The 20067-nt window shown below is 65.5% G+C and carries 18 protein-coding genes; 12 read left to right on the top strand and 6 right to left on the bottom strand.

Translation table 11 applies throughout. The features are described 5' to 3' along the window. Positions 1-76: 76 nt before the first annotated feature. The 3 genes from serC to HMPREF3067_RS08785 all read left to right on the top strand — a co-directional run bounded on the left by serC (position 77) and on the right by HMPREF3067_RS08785 (position 3307). Positions 77-1231: a phosphoserine transaminase gene (gene serC / locus HMPREF3067_RS08795; protein WP_070769372.1), complete on the top strand. Its 1155-nt coding sequence runs from the start codon at positions 77-79 to the stop codon at positions 1229-1231. 72 nt (positions 1232-1303) lie between these two features. Continuing rightward, positions 1304-2419, top strand: coding sequence for a septation protein SepH (sepH, locus tag HMPREF3067_RS08790; protein WP_070769353.1), 1116 nt, complete (start codon positions 1304-1306; stop codon positions 2417-2419). A gap of 15 nt (positions 2420-2434) precedes the next feature. Further along, complete coding sequence (locus HMPREF3067_RS08785; protein ID WP_070769352.1) at positions 2435-3307, top strand: DUF6928 family protein; 873 nt, start codon at positions 2435-2437, stop codon at positions 3305-3307. Here the strand turns inward: HMPREF3067_RS08785 and HMPREF3067_RS08780 are convergent. From HMPREF3067_RS08780 to HMPREF3067_RS08770, 3 genes are all read right to left on the bottom strand, one after another. Beyond that, complete coding sequence (locus HMPREF3067_RS08780; protein WP_070769351.1) at positions 3277-4080, bottom strand: TrmH family RNA methyltransferase; 804 nt, start codon at positions 4078-4080, stop codon at positions 3277-3279. The genes HMPREF3067_RS08785 and HMPREF3067_RS08780 overlap by 31 nt on opposite strands. Positions 4081-4100: 20 nt before the next feature. Further along, entirely contained in the window at positions 4101-5525 is a 1425-nt protein-coding gene (locus HMPREF3067_RS08775; protein WP_070769350.1) for an NCS2 family permease, read from the bottom strand. Between the two features lie 187 nt (positions 5526-5712). Further along, on the bottom strand, positions 5713-6375 hold the full coding sequence (locus tag HMPREF3067_RS08770; RefSeq protein ID WP_070769349.1) for a DUF3027 domain-containing protein: 663 nt from the start codon (positions 6373-6375) through the stop codon (positions 5713-5715). Positions 6376-6414: 39 nt separating this feature from the next. On the opposite strand from HMPREF3067_RS08770, the gene HMPREF3067_RS08765 reads away from it, so the two are divergent. Further along, complete coding sequence (locus HMPREF3067_RS08765; protein WP_070769348.1) at positions 6415-7287, top strand: glutaminyl-peptide cyclotransferase; 873 nt, start codon at positions 6415-6417, stop codon at positions 7285-7287. A gap of 11 nt (positions 7288-7298) precedes the next feature. Then, the gene (locus HMPREF3067_RS08760) at positions 7299-7874 is read left to right on the top strand and encodes a DUF2771 domain-containing protein (RefSeq protein WP_070769347.1); all 576 of its coding nucleotides are present in this window, start codon (positions 7299-7301) and stop codon (positions 7872-7874) included. A 56-nt stretch (positions 7875-7930) separates the two neighbouring features. Here the strand turns inward: HMPREF3067_RS08760 and HMPREF3067_RS08755 are convergent, their stop codons facing one another. Continuing rightward, positions 7931-8311 carry a cold-shock protein gene (locus HMPREF3067_RS08755; RefSeq protein WP_070769346.1) on the bottom strand — a complete coding sequence of 127 codons (381 nt, stop codon included), beginning with the start codon at positions 8309-8311 and terminating at the stop codon, positions 7931-7933. Between the two features lie 380 nt (positions 8312-8691). Here HMPREF3067_RS08755 and HMPREF3067_RS08750 point away from each other — a divergent pair, with 380 nt between their 5' ends. Beyond that, a complete protein-coding gene (locus tag HMPREF3067_RS08750) occupies positions 8692-9312 on the top strand; it encodes a resuscitation-promoting factor Rpf1 domain-containing protein (protein ID WP_070769345.1) in 621 nt (206 codons plus the stop codon). Between the two features lie 206 nt (positions 9313-9518). On the opposite strand, the gene HMPREF3067_RS08745 is transcribed toward HMPREF3067_RS08750, so the two are convergent. Further along, the gene (locus HMPREF3067_RS08745) at positions 9519-9710 is read right to left on the bottom strand and encodes a hypothetical protein (protein ID WP_070769344.1); all 192 of its coding nucleotides are present in this window, start codon (positions 9708-9710) and stop codon (positions 9519-9521) included. A gap of 65 nt (positions 9711-9775) precedes the next feature. Here HMPREF3067_RS08745 and HMPREF3067_RS08740 point away from each other — a divergent pair, with 65 nt between their 5' ends. From HMPREF3067_RS08740 to HMPREF3067_RS08715, 6 genes are all read left to right on the top strand, one after another. Continuing rightward, on the top strand, positions 9776-11860 hold the full coding sequence (locus tag HMPREF3067_RS08740) for a helicase-associated domain-containing protein (protein ID WP_070769371.1): 2085 nt from the start codon (positions 9776-9778) through the stop codon (positions 11858-11860). A 134-nt stretch (positions 11861-11994) separates the two neighbouring features. Then, positions 11995-12888, top strand: coding sequence for an ABC transporter ATP-binding protein (locus HMPREF3067_RS08735; protein WP_070769343.1), 894 nt, complete (start codon positions 11995-11997; stop codon positions 12886-12888). Between the two features lie 4 nt (positions 12889-12892). Continuing rightward, a complete protein-coding gene (locus tag HMPREF3067_RS08730) occupies positions 12893-14071 on the top strand; it encodes an ABC transporter permease (RefSeq protein ID WP_070769342.1) in 1179 nt (392 codons plus the stop codon). A gap of 79 nt (positions 14072-14150) precedes the next feature. Continuing rightward, positions 14151-15800: a DNA repair helicase XPB gene (locus tag HMPREF3067_RS08725; RefSeq protein ID WP_070769341.1), complete on the top strand. Its 1650-nt coding sequence runs from the start codon at positions 14151-14153 to the stop codon at positions 15798-15800. Further along, positions 15787-16425: a DUF3239 domain-containing protein gene (locus HMPREF3067_RS08720; protein WP_070769340.1), complete on the top strand. Its 639-nt coding sequence runs from the start codon at positions 15787-15789 to the stop codon at positions 16423-16425. The genes HMPREF3067_RS08725 and HMPREF3067_RS08720 overlap by 14 nt, the downstream gene beginning before the upstream one ends. A 177-nt stretch (positions 16426-16602) precedes the next feature. Continuing rightward, positions 16603-18567, top strand: a complete 1965-nt coding sequence (locus HMPREF3067_RS08715; RefSeq protein WP_168166964.1) for a vWA domain-containing protein — start codon at positions 16603-16605, stop codon at positions 18565-18567. 27 nt (positions 18568-18594) lie between these two features. Here the strand turns inward: HMPREF3067_RS08715 and HMPREF3067_RS08710 are convergent, their stop codons facing one another. Further along, positions 18595-19920: a lyase family protein gene (locus tag HMPREF3067_RS08710; protein ID WP_070769338.1), complete on the bottom strand. Its 1326-nt coding sequence runs from the start codon at positions 19918-19920 to the stop codon at positions 18595-18597. Between the last annotated feature and the right edge of the window lie 147 nt (positions 19921-20067).

The following is a 20067-nucleotide window of genomic DNA, read 5'->3' as shown; positions in this document are numbered from 1 at the left end:
GTTACCGATACACCCATTCTAGGTTAGATTCTAATAACTGACAGAAAATAGGTTGGTCGCCGTTTAGGCTATGCGCATGACGACGCCCGAGTTAACTTTGCCAACTGAACTTCTGCCCACCGATGGACGCTTCGGCTGCGGACCGTCCAAGGTGCGCCCCGCCCAGATCGACTACCTCGCCCGGCACGGCCAGGACATCATGGGCACCTCACACCGGCAGCCCGCCGTAAAAAACCTGGTGGGCTCCATCCGCGAGGGCCTCAGCGCGCTCTTCCAACTGCCGGAGGGCTACGAGCTCGTCCTGTCCCTGGGCGGGGCCACGGCCTTCTGGAACTCCGCGGCCTTCGGGCTCATCGAGCGCCGCAGCGCCCACCTGACCTACGGGGAGTTTTCCTCGAAGTTCGCCAAGGCCACCGCCAAGGCCCCGTGGCTGGAAAAGCCGGTCATCACCGAGGCCCCGGTCGGCTCGGCCCCGGATCCCCTCCACGCGGACACCACGGACTGCGACTGCGTGGCCTGGGCGCATAACGAAACCTCCACCGGCGCGATGGTCCCGGTCGCCCGACCGAAGGCCGACGGGGACCAGCTGGTGCTGGTCGATGCCACCTCCGGCGCCGGCGGCCTGCCCGTCGACATCAGCGCCACGGACGCCTACTACTTCTCCCCGCAGAAGTGCTTCGCCGCCGACGGCGGCCTGTGGCTGGCGGCCTTCTCCCCCGCCGCCCTCGAGCGGGTCGACAAGATCGCCGCCACGGATCGCTACGTCCCGGAGTTTCTGGATCTCAAGACCGCGGTGACCAACTCGCGCAAGAACCAGACGTACAACACCCCGGCCATCGGCACGCTGCTACTTCTGGACGAGCAGGTCCGCTGGATGAACGACAACGGCGGCCTGGACGGCATGACGCAGCGCACCCGCGCTTCCTCCGAGATCCTCTACGGCTGGGCGGACGGCCACGCTCTGGCCCAGCCCTTCGTGCAGGATCCGGCGGCCCGCTCGCTGGTGGTCGGCACCATCGACTTCGACGAGACCATCGACGCCGCCCGCCTGGCTGCCGTCCTGCGCTCTAACGGAATCCTGGACGTCGAGCCCTACCGCAAGCTCGGCCGCAACCAGCTGCGCGTGGGCATGTTCCCCGCCATCGAGCCGGAAGACATCCACACCCTAACCCAGGCTATCGACTACTGCCTGGAGGCCGGTGCCGCCAACATACCCACTGACTTGGCATAAATTCTGCCTTGGGTCGACTACAGTGGAGCCCATCACAAGTAACCCTGTCCTCCACGGCTGAAGGAGACTCGCATGCGCGAGCTGTTTTTAGTTAACAGCGACTCAACCGAATCATCCCTGGTGCTGCGCGCCGACGATGGGGAGGAATTCTTCCTCGCCGTCGACGACGCGACCCGCTCCACGCTAGCCTCAACCATCCGCCCTACGGATGACGAGACCAGCGCCGGGAATGAAAACGCTGACAGCTCGCAGGATTCCGACGCTACCGGCACAGACTCCGAGGCCGAGCGGGGAGAAAGCTCCCCGGCTCGCGCCGCCAGCACGCCGACGCGCCTGCACGCCGCGTCGCCGTCGGGGGCTTCGGCCACGGGCCGGACCCTGCCCGCCACGCACGCGGAGTCCAAGAAGACCCTGCCGCTGCGCCCGGCGGAGATTCAGCACCGCATCCGGGCCGGGGCATCGGCGGCCAGCCTGGCCGAGGAGCTGGGCGTGGACGAGTCCCGCCTCGAATCCTTCGCCCACCCGGTAATGCTGGAGCGCTACCGGGTAGCGGACCTGGCCAAGCAGGCCCACCCGGTCCGCGAGGACGGCCCGGCCAAGCTGACCCTCTGGGAGGTGCTGGCTACCGCCTTCGCCGCCCGCGGGCACACCCTGGCCGAGGCCGAGTGGGACGCCTACCGCGAGAAGGGCGAGCCCTGGGTGATCTGCCTGCGCTGGCGCGCCGGCCTGTCCGACAACGAGGCCGAGTGGCTGTTCAAGCAGACCATGACCTCCGAGCCGACCGTCGAGGCCCGCAACTCCGTGGCCGCAGACCTAACCGACCCGGACTTTGCACAGCCAGTGCGCTCGCTGACCTCGGTGGGACGCGGCAACCGCTACGAGACCGCGGTGCTGGGCGACGACTGGGACGACGAGCACGACGCCGCGGCTGTCTCCGCCGCCAACGGCGAGTCCCTGCACGACGCCTCCGCGCCCACGGACTCCGCCACCGCGGACTCCGGCGACGACGACCGCGACCGCCCGGACTCCGCGGAGCACAGCGGTGCGGAGGAAAGCTCCCCGGAGGAATTCCTCCAAAACCCGGATCCGGAAAAGAAGCCGACTAAGCGCCGCCGTAAGGCCGTGACCCCACACTGGGAGGACGTGCTACTCGGCGTGCGTGCCAACACCAAGCGCCCGAAAAACTAAGCGACTACCAGGATCATGGATTTTTCCCGCGCCGTCATTACCTTGTGGTACGTGACCTCCCCCAACCCCGCCGCCGTTCTCGAAGCTGAGCCCAAAGCCGACCGCGGCTATGGCCGCAAGTTCCTGGCCCAGCTCAACCCGGCCTTCCCCATCACTCCCATCGGACAGTTCCCTTTTAACCGCTCCGCCCCCGCCGACAGCGCCGAGTACTACATCGGCGGCTACCCGGGCGTGACGGTGGTCCAGACGGTGATTGAGGGCGAGGGCATCATCCTCTCCCAGCTGCCGCAGGCCCTGCGCAAGGCGGCGCCGTGGGAAAACCTCTACGCCTTCGTCCACCACGACGAGGACACCTATGCCGGCTTCGCGCACTTCCACAACGGCGAGCTCAAGCGCTCGCTGTGCTGCACCCGCCTGGAGGTGCTGGAAGACTCCGGCCTTCCCGAGCCCTTCGAGGGCCCCTACTGGGCCGGCGAGCACAACGACTCCACCGGCGGCATCGCCCTGCCCTTCCGCCCGCGGGACCTGATGGAAGAGGCCCAGCGCAGCTGGCTGGGCGTCGACATCAGCGCCCAGGGCCCGGACCTGGACGTGGTGGGCTACGCCGTGGACGGGCGCCCGGAGCCGAAGATTGACAAGCCGAAGCGCCCCACCATCGCGCGGGTGACCTCGGCGTCGACGTCGAAGCTGGGCATCGGCCCAGGCAACACCGACTACGACGACTACGAGGACGCCGCGGCCGAGGAGGAATCCACTGGCGACGAGTTCCGCGCCCTGGCGCAGGCGTCTGCGGCCGCCGCCCGGCGCGTGAGCTCCACCGCGAACAAGTGGTGGTCCAAGGCCTCGCGCAAGGTCTCTCAGTCCCTCAAGGACCGCTGGCGCTCATAGAAAGCCACGGCCGCGGCGGTGGCCACGTTGAGCGAATCCGTGTGCTGCGCCATGGGGATGCTCGCGCGCACGTCGGTCGCGCGCATCGCGTGCTCGGTCAGCCCCGGGCCCTCCGCACCGACGAGCAGCGCCACCTTCTCCGCCCCGGCGACGGCGTCGGCGATGTGCGTGTCCCCACCCGGGGTCAGCGAGACCAGCCGGAAGCCGGCATCGCGCAGCACGTCCAGCGAACGCTGCCAGGTAGTGTACCCGCCCTCGAAGCGGGCAAAAGGCAGGCGCAACACGTGCCCCATGGACACGCGCACGCTGCGCCGGTAGAGGGGATCGGCCGCGCCGCTGCCCAGCAAGACCGCGTCCACGCCCAGGCCCGCCGCGTTGCGGAAGATGGAGCCGATGTTTTCGTGGTCGCCTACCCCCTCGAGCACGACCACCGTGCGCGCCTTGTCCACCACGTCCCCGACTGCCGGCAGCAGCGCGCGGTCCGCGGCGGCGACGAGCCCGCGGTGCATGTCGAAGCCGGCGACTTGGGCCAGCGTGTCCCGCTCAACCTCGTAGACCGGGCAGCCGGGCTCGCCGTAGGTCTCGACGTACTGGTCGATCTTCTGCGGAAAGCCCACCAGGCAACGCACCGGGAACGGGGAATCGACCAGGCGGGAGACCACCAGGTGGCCCTCCGCAATGACTAAACCCTCGCCGGACTTATCGGACTTGTTCAAGTCCCGGATATCGTCCAGGCGAGGGTCGTTCGGGTCGGCGATGAAAGTTCTATCCATGCCCCCTAATCTAGCGCACGCTATTCCACCAGACTCATGATGGGATCCATGGCGAAGTAGACCACGAACAAGCCGGAAATGAGCCACATCAGCCAGTGGATTTCCTTGGCCTTGCCGGCGAAGGTGGACATCAGAGCAAAGGAGATAAACCCGATGCCGATGCCGTTGGCGATGGAGTAGGTAAAGGGCATCACGACGATGGTCAAAAAGGCCGGGATGGCCACGTACATCTTGTTCCACTCGATGGCGGTAAGCTGGCCGGCCATCATGACGCCGACCACCACGAGCACCGGGGAGGCGGCCTCGATGGGCACGACCTCGTAGAGCGGGGTCAGGAACATCGCCAGGATGAACAGGACGCCGGTGGTGATGTTGGCCAGGCCGGTGCGCGCGCCGTCGCCGATACCGGCGGAGGAATCCGCGAAGACGGTGTTCGACGACGCCGAGCCCAGGCCGCCGCCGACGGCGCCGAAGCCCTCAACGACCAGCGCCTTCTTCAGGTTCGGCAGGTTGCCCTCGGAATCGGTCAGGTTGCCGTGGCGGCCGAGGGCCGTCATGGTGCCCATGGCGTCGAAGAAGTTGGTCAGCACCAGGGCGAAAACCAGCAGGGTCGCGGCGACCACGCCGATACGGCTGAACGCCCCCAGCAGGTCGACGGCGCCGACGATCGACAGGTCCGGCAGCCCGCCCAGGGAGTCCGGCACCTTCGGCACCGCCATGTTCCAGCCGCCGGTGTTCTCCGCGGCGGAGCCGGCGCCGGTGAGCGCTTCGACGACCATGGCGATGATCGTGGTGGCGATAATGCCGATGAACAGCCCGCCGGGCACGTTGCGGATGACCAGGGCTGCGCAGATGATAAGCCCCAGCACGAAGACCAGGCTCGGCCAGGTGGAGATGGAACCGTTGATGCCCAGGCTGACCGGCACGGTGGTATTCGCCGCGTCCGGCACGCGGGTGACGAAACCGCCGTCGACGAAGCCGATCATGGCGATGAACATGCCGATGCCCACGCCCATCGCGGCCTTCATGGAGGCCGGGATGGCCTTGAAGACCGCGGTGCGGAAGCCGAAGACCGCCAGGATGACGATGATGATGCCGTCGATGACCACCAGGCCCATGGCCTCCGACCAGGTCAGGCCCTCCGTGGCCACGAGACTGACCGCCACGAAGGTATTCAGCCCCAGGCCGGCGGCAAAAGCGAAGGGATAGTTAGCGATGGCACCGAAGGCGATGGTCATCACGCCGGCCACGAGCGCGGTGGCGGCTGCTACCTGGGGCACTCCCAGGGTGTTGCCCTCGACGTCCGGGGAGGTGCCCAGGATGAGCGGGTTGAGGAGGATGATATAGGCCATCGCGAAAAACGAGACGGTCCCGCCTCGAATCTCGGTGCCAATGGTGGATCCGCGTTCGGATATTTTGAAATAGCGATCGAGCGTCGCGCGCATGGAGCTGACTTCCCTTTACTTATGTGACCGTGCCCTATTGATTTACCGCTAACAGTTTCATACTTGTCAGCCCCGCGCACAAAATCCTCCACCCCCGCCCCGCCGAAATCCTCCGGGGGCGGCAACAGCGACGCTTTCTACAATAACGATTGCGGCAACAGCTACTGCTGCCGGTGACAGCTAAGGATTAATAGAAGGGCGCTTCGTCGTCGAAGACGGTGTCCGGGTCCACCGCCGGTTCCGGGGCGATGGTGGTCTGGGAATGGGCGCCGCAGCCGTAGCGGGCGTGGACGGCGCGCCCGTCGGCGGAGTACTCGTTGGCGCACACGCCGAAGCTGTCCTTCAGCGGCAGGAAGAACGCGCAGGTCGCGCACTGCAGGTGCGCCTCGGCGGCCATGGGCGCTTCCGGCCCGTAAGAAGCCAGCCAGCGCTGGGCCGCCTCCTTCCAACCGGCCTGGCTCAGCGTGCCGTCGTCGCTCAGGCGGCTATCCCCCGGCGCGGGCGGCATGACGTCGCCCGGCTCCAGGTCCCCGGGGCGCACCCGGTCGGTATAGGGCACCCAATCGGGCGCCTGCAGGGCCTCCCCACCGGGGACGAGGGCTAGCTCGCTGACGGTGACCTCGTCGCTGCCGGCGGCGCAGGCCAGGACCGCCTGCCATTCCCACCCGTGGTAGCCGGGCACGTCGGCGGCGAAGCGGTGGGTGACCGCGTGCGGGCTCAGCCCGCCGACGCCGATGTGGCGGCCGACATCGCCGTCGCCTAGTTCTTCCAGGGCCCACCGAGCGGTGTCGACGGCCGCCGGGCCCAGCAGCGGGTTGGTGGAGGTGGATTGGCGCTTTTTAGAGGACACATCGAATCATTATGGTGCATATGGGGCACAATATGGTGTATGGGTTCCCTCTTGTCGCCAGCACGTCACCGCAATCGCCAGCAAACGCGCCGGTGGGGCGCGCTTCTGACCTGCGCCGGCCTGGCCTTAAGCGCCTGCAGCGCCGCCCCGGACACCGACCGCGGCGCAGATCACGCTGCCTCCGCCCCGGAAGACGGGGCCGCCACCACTGCCGCCCCCGCGGTCGAGCGCCTTCAGGCGCGGGTGGTGGAGCGCCTCGACTACGACGAGAGCCTGTTCACGCAGGGCCTCGAGGTGGGCAAAGACGGCAACCTGCTGGTGGGCACCGGGCGCTACGGCGAATCCGGCGTGCACCGGCTGGTCCCGGGCGAGATCTCCCCGCAGAAGTCGACCGCGCTAGCAGACGATCAGTTCGGCGAAGGCATCACCCGTAGCGGCGACACGCTCTGGCAGCTGACATGGAAGTCGGGCACGGCGTTGTCCTTCGACGCGGATACCCTCGAAACCACCGGATCCGCGGAGTATTCCGGCGAGGGCTGGGGCCTGTGCGATATGGGCGACCGGCTAGCACTCTCCGACGGCACCTCCACCCTGCGCTTCGTGGACCGCGACAACTTCGACGAGCTGGATCGGGTCACGGTGACCTTGGACGGCGAAGAGATCGATGAGATCAACGAGCTCGAATGCGTCGACGGGCAGATCTACGCCAACGTCTGGTTTTCCACCGACATCCTGCGCATCGACCCAGCCACCGGGACGGTCGACACCGTCATCGACGCCTCGGGGCTGGCCAACAACGCCGCGCCTAACCCCGACAACGTGCTCAACGGGATCGCCCATATCCCGGGCACCGACGAGTACTACCTAACCGGTAAGCGGTGGCCGGATCTGTACCGCGTGACCTTCGAGTAAGATCTATGCCCATGGCCACCCGCAAAGAGGCAAAACGCAAGCAACTGATCCAGGTCTTGGCGCTGATCATCGCCGTCATCGTCACCGTGGTGGCGGTGGTGCTGTTCCAGAACTGGTGGAACAGCCGCCCGGGCCCGGAGCCGGAAGAGGTAGCGGTTACCGCCCACGTCGGCGACAAGGAGCTCGAGGTCCACCCGTATATGTCCTGCGAGCCGGGAACGGAGTGCGAGGAAAAGGACGTCCCCAACCTGGAGGTCGGCCCCAACGACAAGCTGGTGCTAGATATCCCGGAGGCCATCCATAACCACGAGTGGCGGGTCCTGAGCATCTACGACGACCCGGCCGCCAACGACGAGACCACGCACGGCGCCTACGACACCGAGACAGTAGAAATCCCCGGTTCCGTGGATCCGATTGAGGAATCCACATCCGGGGACAAGCAGGAACGCCCGAAGCTGATGGTGGTAGAGGTCTCCTCCATCATGATCGGCACGGACGCTGACGGGGAGGAAACCCCCTACACCACGGTCTGGTCGCTATCGACGATGTCCGAGGCCGAGCGCGCCGCGCAGGAGCAGAACAACTAGCCGCCCAGGCGCTGGGCGGACCATCCAGCGCGGGCCCAACTGTCCAGCCGCGGGGCCTAGCTGTCCAGGTCCTTGGCGATGGCGCGCAGGATCTCTGCGACCTGCCGGCCGGTCTTACGCTCCGGGTAACGTCCAGCGCTTAAGGCCGGCTGCACTTGTGTCTCCAGCACGGTCATCACGTCCGAGATCATGCTGCCGAGCTCTTCCGGCTTGCGGCCGGGGCTGCGGCGGCGCGGGCTATCCAGCACCTTCACGCGCAGCGCCTGCGGGCCGCGGCGGCCGGCCGCGAAATCGAATTCAATACGCTGGCCAGGGTACAACTCGGCCACGCCCTTGGGCAGCACGTTGCGGCCGATGTAGACGTCCTCATCTCCCGGGTTGGAGGCAAAGCCGAAGCCCTTCTCCGCGTCAAACCACCTGACCTTACCGATGGGCACGTTGGTTCACCACTTTCTTTTTCTCATAATGGAACTCACCATTCTAACCCCTGGCGGCCCCGAAAATGAAGTCAATAATTGGCCCACAACAACACCGTGGTGACTCATCTCACATGGATAACTTTTCCCTGGGGACCGATCGCCTCACCTGCGGTTTCCGCTTTAAGGTTTTCACACGCACCACTCGGGCCCCGCCCCCGTGTGCCGAAAAGTGTCGAGAACGTGACACTTTCGTTATAAACCGATAGTCTGTCGTCTAGGCACTTGGCCGCCGCGTTGGTCGAAGACATCCCCGACTAACCGTCTTCCCACGCCGGCGGCCAAATTTTTCCGTGCAAAAGAATTGTAACCGACCGGGGAAATAGAGAGGACCTTCAACAATGGGACGCCACTCGGCAAAGACTACTTCCGTAGCCACCAAGTTCGCGGCTAGCACCGTCGCTGTCGGTGCCGCCGCTGCCATCATGGCACCGACCGCCTCGGCCGCTCCGGACTCCGACTGGGACCGCCTGGCTCAGTGTGAGGCCGGCGGCAACTGGAACATCAACACCGGCAACGGCTACTACGGTGGCCTGCAGTTCAACGCTGGCACCTGGCAGGCCTACGGCGGCAACGAGTTCGCCCCGACCGCCGATGGCGCTACCCGTGAGCAGCAGATCTTCGTCGCCGAGAAGGTCCTGGCTAACCAGGGCTGGGGCGCATGGCCGGCCTGCTCCGCTAGCCTGGGCCTGAACTCCGCCCCGACCGACCGCGCTCACCCGAACGCCGCCCCGGCTCCGGCCGCTCCGGCTAACGCCCCGGCCGCCGTCAAGGAGGCCGCGAACGCTGGCTCCAGCGAACTCGCCGTCGACGCCCTCTACAACGCCGTGAAGTCCAAGCTGGCCACCTACGGCATCCAGGTCCCGGCCCCAATCCAGCAGTTCTACGAGGCCAACCGCCACGACTTCAACGCTTTCTACACCGCTAACCGCGGCCAGATCGACTCCATCCTGAACCTCTAAGAAAGGTCCACGCCGGTCCCGCCCCGGCCGGAGTCATCTCCAACAAGCAAAAGAAAGGCGCCACCCACCCCGGGTGGCGCCTTTTGGCGTTTCTACAGCAGAACCTAGAGCCACGTGCCCAGGTCAACCCCCGCTCCTCCGTCGCAAGGAGTGGCTAAGGCATAGCACAATGCCCGGTCCGCAGACCGGGCATTGTTACGGGTGAACTACTTGTTGATGCGCGTGTAGGGATGCACGTAGTTCAGCTTGTCTGCCGGCAGCGGCAGGACGGTGTCGTCACCGTACGGGCTGGAGGCACCCGCAAACGGAGCGGTAACTTCGGTAATGGCGTGTTCGCGGCCTTCCATGTTCTGCGGCCAAGCCGGAGAAACAAAGCCCTTCTTCTCTACATTCGACATACTCCTTATTGTGCCAAACCCGCGCGAAAAAAGTAACTCAAATGGCACTAAACTTGTCTTCCACGATGAGTATCACCCCTTCTGGCCCCAGCCGCACCGCACAGTACCGGGATTTCCTCGCTAATTTGGACTCGGATCAGCTCACTACTTTGTTCGGGCACCGCCCCGACGCCGCGGTCCCTCCCCCACCGGGGCCGGCGCCACTAGCCACCCGTTTGCTGCTGCGCACCTCCATCGCCCGCACGCTAGGCAACTGCTCGGCTGACCTGTTAGCTGCGCTGGAACGCGCAGCCAACCTCGGCGCGGAGCTAGAAGAGGTCGACGCCACCGCGGTCGCGGCGGCTCCCATCACCGACGCGCTGTGCAAGCGCGCCCTGCTTTACCGCACCAGCCCGGACAAGGTGATGCTGCCAGCCGAGGTGATGCCGGCGCTGCCAACTGGCTGGTCGCTGCTTAACCAGGTGGAGGTTACCCCCGCGGAACTGGCGCAGCTGCCGGAAGAGCAGCTCGAGGTGCTTCAGGGGATTGCCCACGCCGGCGGCGCCAGCGCGGCCAGCACGTTCGCGAAGGAGCCCGTGGCGAAGCTCGAAGAGCGCGGGTTCGTCTTGCGCCCCGAGCCGGGCACGCTGCGCCTGCCACGGGCGGTCTTTGGCGCCGTCCACGGGCGAAAGCACCCAGTCATCCCGCTCGAGCCGATTGCCCCGCCCGAGGAACCACACCCGGATCCGGCCGCCGATGCCGCCGGGGCTGCCAGCGGACTCGACGTCGCCCGCGAGCTCGAGCGCGTAATCGAGCACCTGGGCCGCAGCCCTGTCAGCCTGCTCAAGGACAAGTCCGTGGGCAAGGCGAGCGTGAAACAGCTTGCCAAGGCGCTGAGCCTGCCGGAGCCGGGCATCACCCGGCTGATTCACCTGGGCTATAGCGCCGGCCTGCTCGGCCGCGGCGAGCCCTCCGGCTACGAGGGCAACTTCCTGGCCCCCACCGCGGCCGCGACGGACTGGCAGGATCTGGCCCTGGGCGAGCGCTGGCAGGCGCTCATCGAGGCGTGGATGGCCAGCCCGTGGCAGTCGTGGTCGGCTAAGCGGCCTTTGGACAAGGAGGCCGTCGACGCGCACCTGCCCGGTTACCGGCAGCGCGTTTTGGAGGTCTACCGGCACCGCGCACGTGCACTCAGCGCGGAGGAGTTTGCCGCCGAGCTGCGCTTTTCCTCGCCGCTTTTCGCGCTTCTCACCGGCGAGGAGACCATCGCCGCCCTCGCCGCGGAGGCGCAGTGGCTGGGTCTTATCGCCCGCGGGCGCGCCACCACCGCGCTGACCGGCAACGCGACCGATCTCGCGCCGGAGGAGATTTCCTATTTCCTCCTGCAGGGTGACCTCAGCGTCATCGCCCCGGGCCCGCTGACCAGCCCCGTCCAGGCGAAGCTGGCCCTTATTGCCGATCTCGAATCACCCGGCCTGGCCAGCACCTACCGGCTCAGCGAGGAGTCGCTGCGCCGCGGCTTCGACGCCGGCTGGTCGGCCGCTGACTTCCAGGATTTCTTTTCCGAGCACTCCGCGGGCGAGGTCCCGCAGCCGGTGAGCTACCTGGTGCAAGATAGCGCCCGGCGCCACGGCGCCCTGCGCGCCGGCCCGGCCAACGCGTACCTGCGCAGCGACGACCCGGCGGTGCTTGCTCAGGCGGTGAGCGCCGTGCCGGAGCTGCGCCTGCTCGCCCCCACCGTGGCGGTGTCCCAGCTGCCGCTGCGCACGTTGCTGGACAAGCTCCACCGCGCCGGCCTGAGCCCCGCCGCCGAGGACGCCGTCGGCGCAACGGTGCAGGTCGCCCCGCCGCGGGCGACCGTGCCCCCGCCCAAGGCCTTCCATCCTTCGGCGAGCCAGCTATCCCCGGCCGCCCTAAACGCCGCGGTCGACGCCGTCCGCGCCGGTCGCCCCGACGAGCCGACGGCGACAACCGGCCCGGACCTGGATCTGCTACAGGCGGCCGTGCGCTCCGGACGGGCGGTGGTCATCGGTTATGCCACCAAGACCGGGACGCAGAAGTCCTTACGGGCCACACCACTGACGGTCTCCGGCGGGCAGGTCGACGCCCGCGCCCAGGCGCGGACCGTGCGCATCCCGCTGTCCCGGATTACCTCGCTCGCCCTGGACTAATCGGGCCGACCCGGCCCCTCCGCGCGGCACGCAACGAAGCTACTCCGGCGGTAATATTGCAAGTGCCCTTGACGCAATGTTGTGTTTATGCAATATTCTACTACGAACATCGACCCGACCCGGAAGGCCTCCTTGTGCCACGACTGGAAATAGACCAACTCAACAAGTCCTACGGTGACCACCGCGTCCTCCACGATCTTTCGCTCAACGTCGACGCGGGTGAGATTTATGGCTTCGTCGGCTCCAACGGCGCCGGTAAGTCCACCACCATGCGCATCGCGCTGGGCGTGCTGTCCACCGACTCCGGCCAGGTCCGCCTGGACGGCGAGCCGCTGGATGACAGCAACCGCCGCCGGATCGGCTACATGCCGGAAGAGCGCGGCCTCTACGGCAAGGAGTCGCTGATAAGCCAGCTGACCTTCTTCGCCTCCCTCCACGGCATCCCCACCTCGGAGGGCAAGGCCAAGGCCGGCGAGCTGCTCGAGCGTCTCGGCCTGGGCGAGCGCAAGGACGACAAGCTGGACGATCTGTCGCTGGGTAACCAGCAGCGCGTGCAGCTGGCCGCCTCGCTTATCCACTCCCCAGACGTGCTCATCCTGGACGAGCCCTTCTCCGGGCTCGACCCGGTGGCCGTGGAGGTCATGAGTGAGATGCTCGTCGAGCGTGCCCGCTCCGGCGCGGCCGTGCTCTTCTCCTCCCACCAGCTGGACTTGGTCCAGCGCCTGTGCGACCGCGTGGGCATCCTCTCCCACGGCCGGCTCGTCGCAGAAGGCGGAGTCGAGGAGCTGCGAACCTCCGGACCGGTGCGCTACCGCGTGGCCACGGAGGCCCGTGGCTGGTACCCGCCCGGCTGCGAGGTCGTCGAGGAAGGCCCCGAGCACGTGGTGCTCACCGCCGAGGGCGTGGACGACCAGACCATCCTCCGTGCCGCCCTCCAGGCCGGGCCCGTCCATGCCTTCGGCCGCGTGGTCCCTGACCTGACCGAATTGTTCCGCGACGTCGTCTCTTCGACTGCCCAGGAGGCCTAAACCCATGCGCTATTCTTCCCCCGCCACCATCTGGACCGTGGCCAAGCGCGAGATGGCCATCACGGCCAAGACCCGCGCCGTCCAAATCACCGTCGCCCTCTTGCTGCTGGTGACCATCGGCGGCATCACCGCCGCCAACTTCTTCTTAGGCTCCGACGACGAGCCAGATACCGTCGCCGTCGTCGAGATGCCCACCGAGGCCTTCGACAACAGCGGGCTGGACGCCCGCGGGGCTGACGATGCCGACCAGGCCGCCGAGCTAGTCCGCAACGGCGACGCCGAGGCCGCCTTGGTCCCCGGCGACGAGGGTTGGGACCTCATTAGTCAGGACGGGAATCCCAGCCAGACCATGACCGCCACCATCAACCAGGTAGTCGAGGCGTATTCCAGTCAGACCGCCCTGCAGGAGCTGGGAGTTAGCCCCACCGACTACGCCCAAGCGCTGCCGGAGATCACGGTCAACCTCGTCAGCGTAGACGAGGCCGACGGCGCGGCCAGCAGCGAGAACGAAATCTTCTCCGTGCTGACCGTGCTGGCCGCGGCGATGATCATCATCTTCTCCGTCATCACCTTCGCCAGCCTGGTCGGCGGCCGCGTGACCGAGGAGAAGTCCTCCCGTGTGGTGGAGATTATCCTCTCCTCCGTCCGCCCGCTGGACTTCCTGGCCGGCAAGATCCTGGGGGTTACCATCTTCGGCTTCGTGACCACCCTGGTGCTCGTCGGCGCCGGCGCCGCCGCCCTGGGGTTTACCGAGTTCTCGGACCATTTCTCGCTCGACTGGGGCCTCTTCGGCGTCATGCTGGTCGGCTGCCTGCTGGGCCTGCTCTTCTTCGGCAGCCTCTACGCCGCGGCCGGCTCCCTCATCCAGCGCACCGAGGACCTCCAGTCCACGCAGACCCCGATCCTCATCCTGCTCATCCTCACCGCCTATGTCCCCGCCTTCGGCTGGAACAGCCTGGACTCCACGCTCTTGCAGGTGGCCGGCTGGCTGCCGCCGTTTTCCATGCTGACCGCCCCGATGCAGTACGCGGTGGGCAACTTCGGCGCCGCCCAGCTGGCACTGTCCTACCTGCTTTTCGCAGCAACCACCGCCGCGGTCATCTGGTTGGTTGCCCGCATCTACCGCGGCGCTATCCTCAATAACGGAAAGAAAATGACCTGGCGCGCTGCCCTCAAGGGCTAGGCCCCAAGGCTCAAGCCAGCCTCAAGGCTCAAACCGCGCTAGGTTGTCCCCGACCGTTTTCGAGGAGAACCACCGCCCTATGCCCGGCCCGCTCATCGTCCAATCCGACAAGACCGTCCTGCTGGAGGTCGATCACCCGGAGGCCGATAGCGCCCGCCGGGCGCTTGCCCCCTTCGCAGAACTCGAACGCGCGCCGGAGCATATCCACACCTACCGCATCACGCCCTTGGCGCTGTGGAACGCCCGCGCCGCCGGCCACGACGCCGAACAAGTCGTGGATGTACTAGAAAGCTACTCCCGCTTCCCCGTCCCGCAGGCACTGCTCGTCGACGTCGCGGAGACGATGTCGCGCTACGGCCGCGTCAACATTGACAAGCACCCAGCCCACGGCCTCATCCTCACCTCGGCGGAACCGGCCATTCTCGCGGAGCTGGAGCGCCACAAGAAGGTAGCCCCGCTGTTGGGCGCCCGGATTGACGAAAACACTTTCGCGGTGCCGCCGTCCCACCGCGGCCGCCTGAAGCAGGCGCTGCTGCAGGTCGGCTGGCCGGCCAGCGATACCGCCGGATATGTCGACGGCGAGTCCCACCCGATTGCCCTGACCGAAAGCGGCTGGCAGCTGCGCGACTACCAGCGCCAGGCCACGGATTCCTTCTGGGAGGGCGGCTCCGGCGTGGTGGTACTGCCCTGCGGCGCGGGCAAGACCCTGGTCGGCGCCGCCGCGATGGCCCGCGCCCAAGCCACCACCCTGATCCTGGTGACCAACACGGTGGCCGGACGCCAGTGGCGCGATGAGCTGCTGCGCCGCACGAGCCTGACCGCCTCGGAGATCGGCGAGTACTCCGGCGAAAAGAAAGAGATCAAGCCGGTGACCATCGCGACCTACCAGGTAGTCACGCGCAAGACCCGCGGGGAATACGCCGCGCTGGATCTGTTCGACTCCCGCGACTGGGGCCTTATCATCTACGATGAGGTCCACCTTTTGCCCGCCCCGGTCTTCCGTATGACCTCCGACCTCCAGTCGCGGCGCCGTCTAGGCCTTACCGCCACCCTTATCCGCGAGGACGGCCTGGAAGGTGACGTCTTCTCGCTGATCGGGCCCAAGCGCTACGACGCCCCGTGGAAGGACCTGGAAAACGCCGGATATATCGCCACCGCCGAGTGCGCCGAGGTCCGCGTGGAAATGACGCCGGAGGAGCGCATGACGTACGCGACCGCGCCGACGCGGGACCGATACCGGCTGGCAGCCAGCGCGGAGGCGAAATACCGCGTGGTCGACCAGCTCGTGGCTGCCCACCCAGGTATTCCGACGCTCATTATCGGCGGTTTTATCGACCAACTCAAGACCATCGGTGAACGCCTCGACGCGCCCGTTATTGACGGCCGCACCTCGACCGCCAAGCGCGAGAAGGCCTTCCGCTCTTTCCGCGCCGGTGAGACCACCACCCTGGTGGTCTCCAAGGTGGCAAACTTCAGCATCGATCTCCCGGAGGCCGCCCTGGCCATCCAGGTCTCCGGCACCTTCGGCTCGCGCCAGGAAGAAGCCCAGCGCTTGGGCCGCCTGCTGCGCCCCAAGGCCGACGATAACGAAGCCGAGTTCTACACCGTAGTCACCCGCGACAGCGTGGACGCCGAGTTTGCTCTCCACCGGCAGCGATTCCTCGCGGAGCAGGGATATGCTTACCGTCTGGTCGACGCAGTAGACTTGGGTAGCGATGAAGATCTTTAAATTTGAGGTCGATGAGGCCTTCGCGAAAAAGCACAACGAACTGCTCCGGGATTCCAAGCGGCTGCTGATGTCCGGACTCATCATGGGCGTGCTCCTGGTGATTATCGGCGCGGCGCTTTGGTACTTCGTCGAGTCCGCGTGGGGTTTTACTGTCGGGCTGGGCATCATCCTGTTCGGCATCATGTGCGCCGTGGTCGGCGTTCTCTCCTCCCGCAAGGTGGGCACGGCCCAGCAGCTCTACGACTCCTACCCGCTCGCCCCCGGCGTCATCGCTGAGGTCACCGACCGGGAGATGTACCTGTTGGCCCTGGTCAACACCAACGTCGATCCGGAAGCCGAGCCCCGCTGGGGCGCCGCGCTGCGCCGGGTAAATTCCATCCCCGGCGTGGACCGTAAGGTCGGCACCAAAGTCCCCGTCGCCGCGATTGGCGGGCACCACACTAACTCGGACAAGAACCACTGGCAGCAGATCTCCCCGATGCCCGTCGCGTGGGGCACCCCCGACCAGGAGGTCGTCGACATCGCCCGCAGGTCCATCCCCCAGGACCAGTGGCAGCGCCTCGAGCGGGCCCGCAGGCGCCTGAGCGACGTCAAGGCCACCAAGTTCGACCTGTTGATCCTCTAGCCGCCAGAGCTCTCTTAGCCCCAACTCACCAACTGCCCGCGTCATCCATTGGCGTGGGCAGTTTCGTATATCTAAGCATTGTTACAAAGCCGTAACCGACTTAAGTAGCGACAGTTGTCCGATCAATATATGTTTAATGTGCCCCATCTCACTTATGAAAGTAAAACGAGAAACACCATGACACGAACAGGACAACACACACAGCCAGTCACCGCCCTGGTCGCGATCCTCGCTCTACTGGCAGCCTTCACCGGTATCTGGGCACCGACCGCTACCGCGCAAGACGACGCCAAAGGCGACTCCCAAGCTTCCTCGGTACTCATCATGGATGCCTCCAGCTCTATGCTCCAACCCGACGGCGACGGCACCCGAATGGACTCAGCCAAAAAGGCCGCCCACGAACTCCTCGACGGCCTTCCCGATACCGCCACCATGGGCCTAGTCGCCTACGGTGCGAACGAAACCGACGCGCCCGACAACCACGAGGTCGGCTGCCAGGACATTGAGACCCTCTCCCCCGTCGGCAAACTCGACCGGGACAAGTTCAGCAAAGGTATCGACGACCTGACTCCCACCGGATACACCCCGATGGGCAACGCCCTGCGCCACGCCGCAGATGAACTGCCCGACGAAGGAGACCGCTCCATCATCTTGGTTTCCGACGGCATTGATACCTGCGCACCGCCAGAGGTGTGCACCGTGGCCAAGGAACTGGCCGACGACGGAGTGGGACTTGCCATCCACACCGTCGGCTTCAAGGTCGACGACGAAGCCCGCGAAGAACTCGAGTGCATCTCCGAAGCCACCGGCGGCGAGTACCGCCAGGCAGACGACGCTGACAAGCTCACCGAGGATCTGAAATTCCTGTCTCAGCGCGCCGTGAACACCTACAAAGCCGCCGGCACGGAATTCGAGTTCGCCGACACCGTCGAAGACGCCAAATGGCTGGGCGAAGGCCTCTACCACACCCGCTTGACCCCCAACGACGACCAGGACCAAGGCCTGCGCTACATCCGCGTCGCCGTCCCCGAAGGCTACAACGCCTACGTCTCCGTCACCGGTTACCCTGACCGCGACGCCACCGGTGACGCGGGCAGTAATTCCGGTGTTCACCATGACCTTTACTACCACCTTGACGAGATAGATAATACCTCCAACGGTATGGATTGCACCGCCGGCGAAATAGGGTTAGTGGACGGAAGCACTTCCCTCACTGCGTACGCTCCGCCGGATCCTGTGGTCGCTGCTATAGAAGCCACTGAGGGCGACGACTGCGACGACGCCCAGTGGTACCTTGGCTACGACGTGTGGTACAGCGATGATGAGGTTGATAACGAAGCGTCCTTTGAGGTTCAGGTCGCGTACGAGCCCATCCCCGACGAAAAGCCCGTGGAAAACCTCCCTAAGGATGACTCCAACAATAAGCAGGAAAACCACTCCGACCTTCCCCTGAATGATGCCGCTCCCATCACCGGCGGTACCGGTTTCTCCGACGCCGTCGAGGTCAAGCCCGGCGCCTACTCCGATACGATCGTGCCAGGTGAATACCGCTTCTATAAGGTGCCGGTGGAATGGGGCCAACGTCCGGTGGTGACCATTCGAACCGGTAAATCGGAGCGCGACGATTACGACCGTATCGAGGGGGTCATCTACTCGCCCCACCGTCTTGAAATCGACGACTTGTCCGTCAGCCCTCCTTACAAGGAGGGCTCTGATTCGGATACCGCAACGACGGAGAAGCCGGTCCTCTTTAACAATCGCGAAAAAAACAGGGCCGGTGGCAAATTATCTCTTGCGGGCGACTACTACATCGGAGTCTCCATGAACTACGGGGTGGGCGAGGGAACAACTGGTGTCGACCAGCCCTACAAGATCGGCTTCGATGTCGAAGGCGAAAAGCTCGACGGCCCGGAGTGGCGCCTAGTTACCGCTGACGGCCCACCGCCGTCCGACACCCCGCCGGCTGCCGAGGAGGAAGAGACCGAATCTTCTGAGGCCGAGGAGCCTGAAGGCACCGACACCGACCAGCAGGCTCAGGAATCCGACTCCGACGAAGGCGGCCTCAACCTGATGTGGATCGCCGCTGGCGGCGGCATCCTCCTGCTCATCATCCTGGCAGCCCTTCTGCTCCGCCGTAGATAATCCTCTACTGCTCAATCGCCCGTGCTACTAAATAGCGCGGGCGATTTCGCTTGCTAGGCCCGTATAGTTCTCCGGGCGTTGGATTTCTGTTAGATCCACGAACTTCAGTTGATCAGCGACCTCGGGACGGCCCGCAATAAAGTTTTCCAGGCTAATCCCCGTGTCCCGGTACTGGGTGGCGAAGTCCTGGACTAGGTCGTGCGCCGGTCCGTGACCAATGACCTTCGCGAACTCCATCATGATGGCTTCGGTCATGGTTAACACGCCCTCGGCTTCGACGTTGGCACGTAGGGCATCCGCATCGAAAGAAAGATTGCCAAGGAGCTTCTCGAGCTTACGACCGGCACCTTCCACGGCGGCGAAGATACGCGGCAAACAATCGCGCTCGACCTCAATGGCACGGTGGTCGCGCTCATCCGCGCTGGGCGTCTGGGTCAGCATGGTGGACGCCGCGCCCGCCGCCATACGCGCGGCTGCGGAGATCTTCATGGTCGTAAACGGGTTCCGCTTCTGCGGCATAGTACTTGAGCCAGAGAAGTGCGGGTCTAGTTCCTCCTCAGCCTCGCCGGCGTCGGAGCGCTGCATCTCAAAGAGGTCTTCTGCGATCTTGGCCAAAGTTTGGCCGTAGATGCTGACGGTACACGCAAGCTCCGTGATCGTATCTCGTTGTGCGTGCCAGGCGATTTCCTCGAACTCTAGCCCTAAGCGGCGAGCGACCAGGCGTGCGACAGTCGAACCATATTCTCCCATCGCGGCATAGGTGCCCACCGCGCCGGAGAATTGCACGAGCAACACGTGATCGCGCGTATTTTGCAGCCGCCCGTAGCAACGGCGCAGCGCCTTGACCCACGTAGCCACGCGGTAGCCCAAAGTGGTCGGCAGAGCATACTGCCCATTGGTGCGCGCAACCATCACCGTATCTGCGTGCTCATGCGCTAGGTCCACGAGTACGTCGATCAGGCGGCGCAAGGTGCGCATGATCAGATCCAAGCTCGCCTTGATCTGCAGCGCGCGCCCGGTATCCAGGATGTCTTGGGTCGTCGCCCCGAAGTGAACCCAGCCGCGGGCGTCCTCGGGGAGCTCCGCGCGCAGCGCATCCAGGCCCAGGGTGAAGGGGTTGCCCATTGCGCCCCGGCTAATAGCCTCCTCTACCTCAGAGCTGACCGTGGCGTTGTCCACGATGGCAGCCGCCGCGGATTCCGGGATCATCCCCACCTGCCCCTGCGCCGCCGCCAACGACGCCTCCACGGCGTACCATCCGGCGATGGTCTCGCGAACGGACCACACCTTCTCCATTTCTGGGGTGACGTAACCGCGGCTACTAATCGCACTGTCAAAAGAGCTAAAGGGCATGGTGTAAATCCGAACTTTCTAAAGAAATAGACAATAGTTCGTCATTGTAGATCCGCCGATGATAGCGACCACAATCAGCTAGGATCGCTAGCCCTAAACCGGGCTAGCGGCCCTCCCTTGGGCATGGGGAAGCACCCGGTAGAAAAC

It is taken from the genome of Corynebacterium sp. HMSC04H06 (assembly GCF_001815935.1).
Taxonomy (GTDB): Bacteria; Actinomycetota; Actinomycetes; order Mycobacteriales; family Mycobacteriaceae; genus Corynebacterium.
Note: the sequence above shows the minus strand (reverse complement) of the source record. Positions and strands in the feature narration are given on the sequence as shown.

Bases quoted from the DNA above. Each gene is read 5' to 3' on its own strand.
- HMPREF3067_RS08775 (WP_070769350.1), bottom strand. From the start codon at position 5,525: ATGCGCGCGACGCTCGATCGCTATTTCAAAATATCCGAACGCGGATCC.
- HMPREF3067_RS08725 (WP_070769341.1), top strand. From the start codon at position 14,151: ATGCCCGGCCCGCTCATCGTCCAATCCGACAAGACCGTCCTGCTGGAG.
- HMPREF3067_RS08730 (WP_070769342.1), top strand. From the start codon at position 12,893: ATGCGCTATTCTTCCCCCGCCACCATCTGGACCGTGGCCAAGCGCGAG.
- serC (WP_070769372.1), top strand. From the start codon at position 77: ATGACGACGCCCGAGTTAACTTTGCCAACTGAACTTCTGCCCACCGAT.
- HMPREF3067_RS08780 (WP_070769351.1), bottom strand. From the start codon at position 4,080: ATGGATAGAACTTTCATCGCCGACCCGAACGACCCTCGCCTGGACGAT.
- HMPREF3067_RS08710 (WP_070769338.1), bottom strand. From the start codon at position 19,920: ATGCCCTTTAGCTCTTTTGACAGTGCGATTAGTAGCCGCGGTTACGTC.
- HMPREF3067_RS08750 (WP_070769345.1), top strand. From the start codon at position 8,692: ATGGGACGCCACTCGGCAAAGACTACTTCCGTAGCCACCAAGTTCGCG.
- sepH (WP_070769353.1), top strand. From the start codon at position 1,304: ATGCGCGAGCTGTTTTTAGTTAACAGCGACTCAACCGAATCATCCCTG.
- HMPREF3067_RS08765 (WP_070769348.1), top strand. From the start codon at position 6,415: ATGGGTTCCCTCTTGTCGCCAGCACGTCACCGCAATCGCCAGCAAACG.
- HMPREF3067_RS08785 (WP_070769352.1), top strand. From the start codon at position 2,435: ATGGATTTTTCCCGCGCCGTCATTACCTTGTGGTACGTGACCTCCCCC.
- HMPREF3067_RS08720 (WP_070769340.1), top strand. From the start codon at position 15,787: ATGAAGATCTTTAAATTTGAGGTCGATGAGGCCTTCGCGAAAAAGCAC.
- HMPREF3067_RS08745 (WP_070769344.1), bottom strand. From the start codon at position 9,710: ATGTCGAATGTAGAGAAGAAGGGCTTTGTTTCTCCGGCTTGGCCGCAG.
- HMPREF3067_RS08715 (WP_168166964.1), top strand. From the start codon at position 16,603: ATGACACGAACAGGACAACACACACAGCCAGTCACCGCCCTGGTCGCG.
- HMPREF3067_RS08740 (WP_070769371.1), top strand. From the start codon at position 9,776: ATGAGTATCACCCCTTCTGGCCCCAGCCGCACCGCACAGTACCGGGAT.
- HMPREF3067_RS08760 (WP_070769347.1), top strand. From the start codon at position 7,299: ATGGCCACCCGCAAAGAGGCAAAACGCAAGCAACTGATCCAGGTCTTG.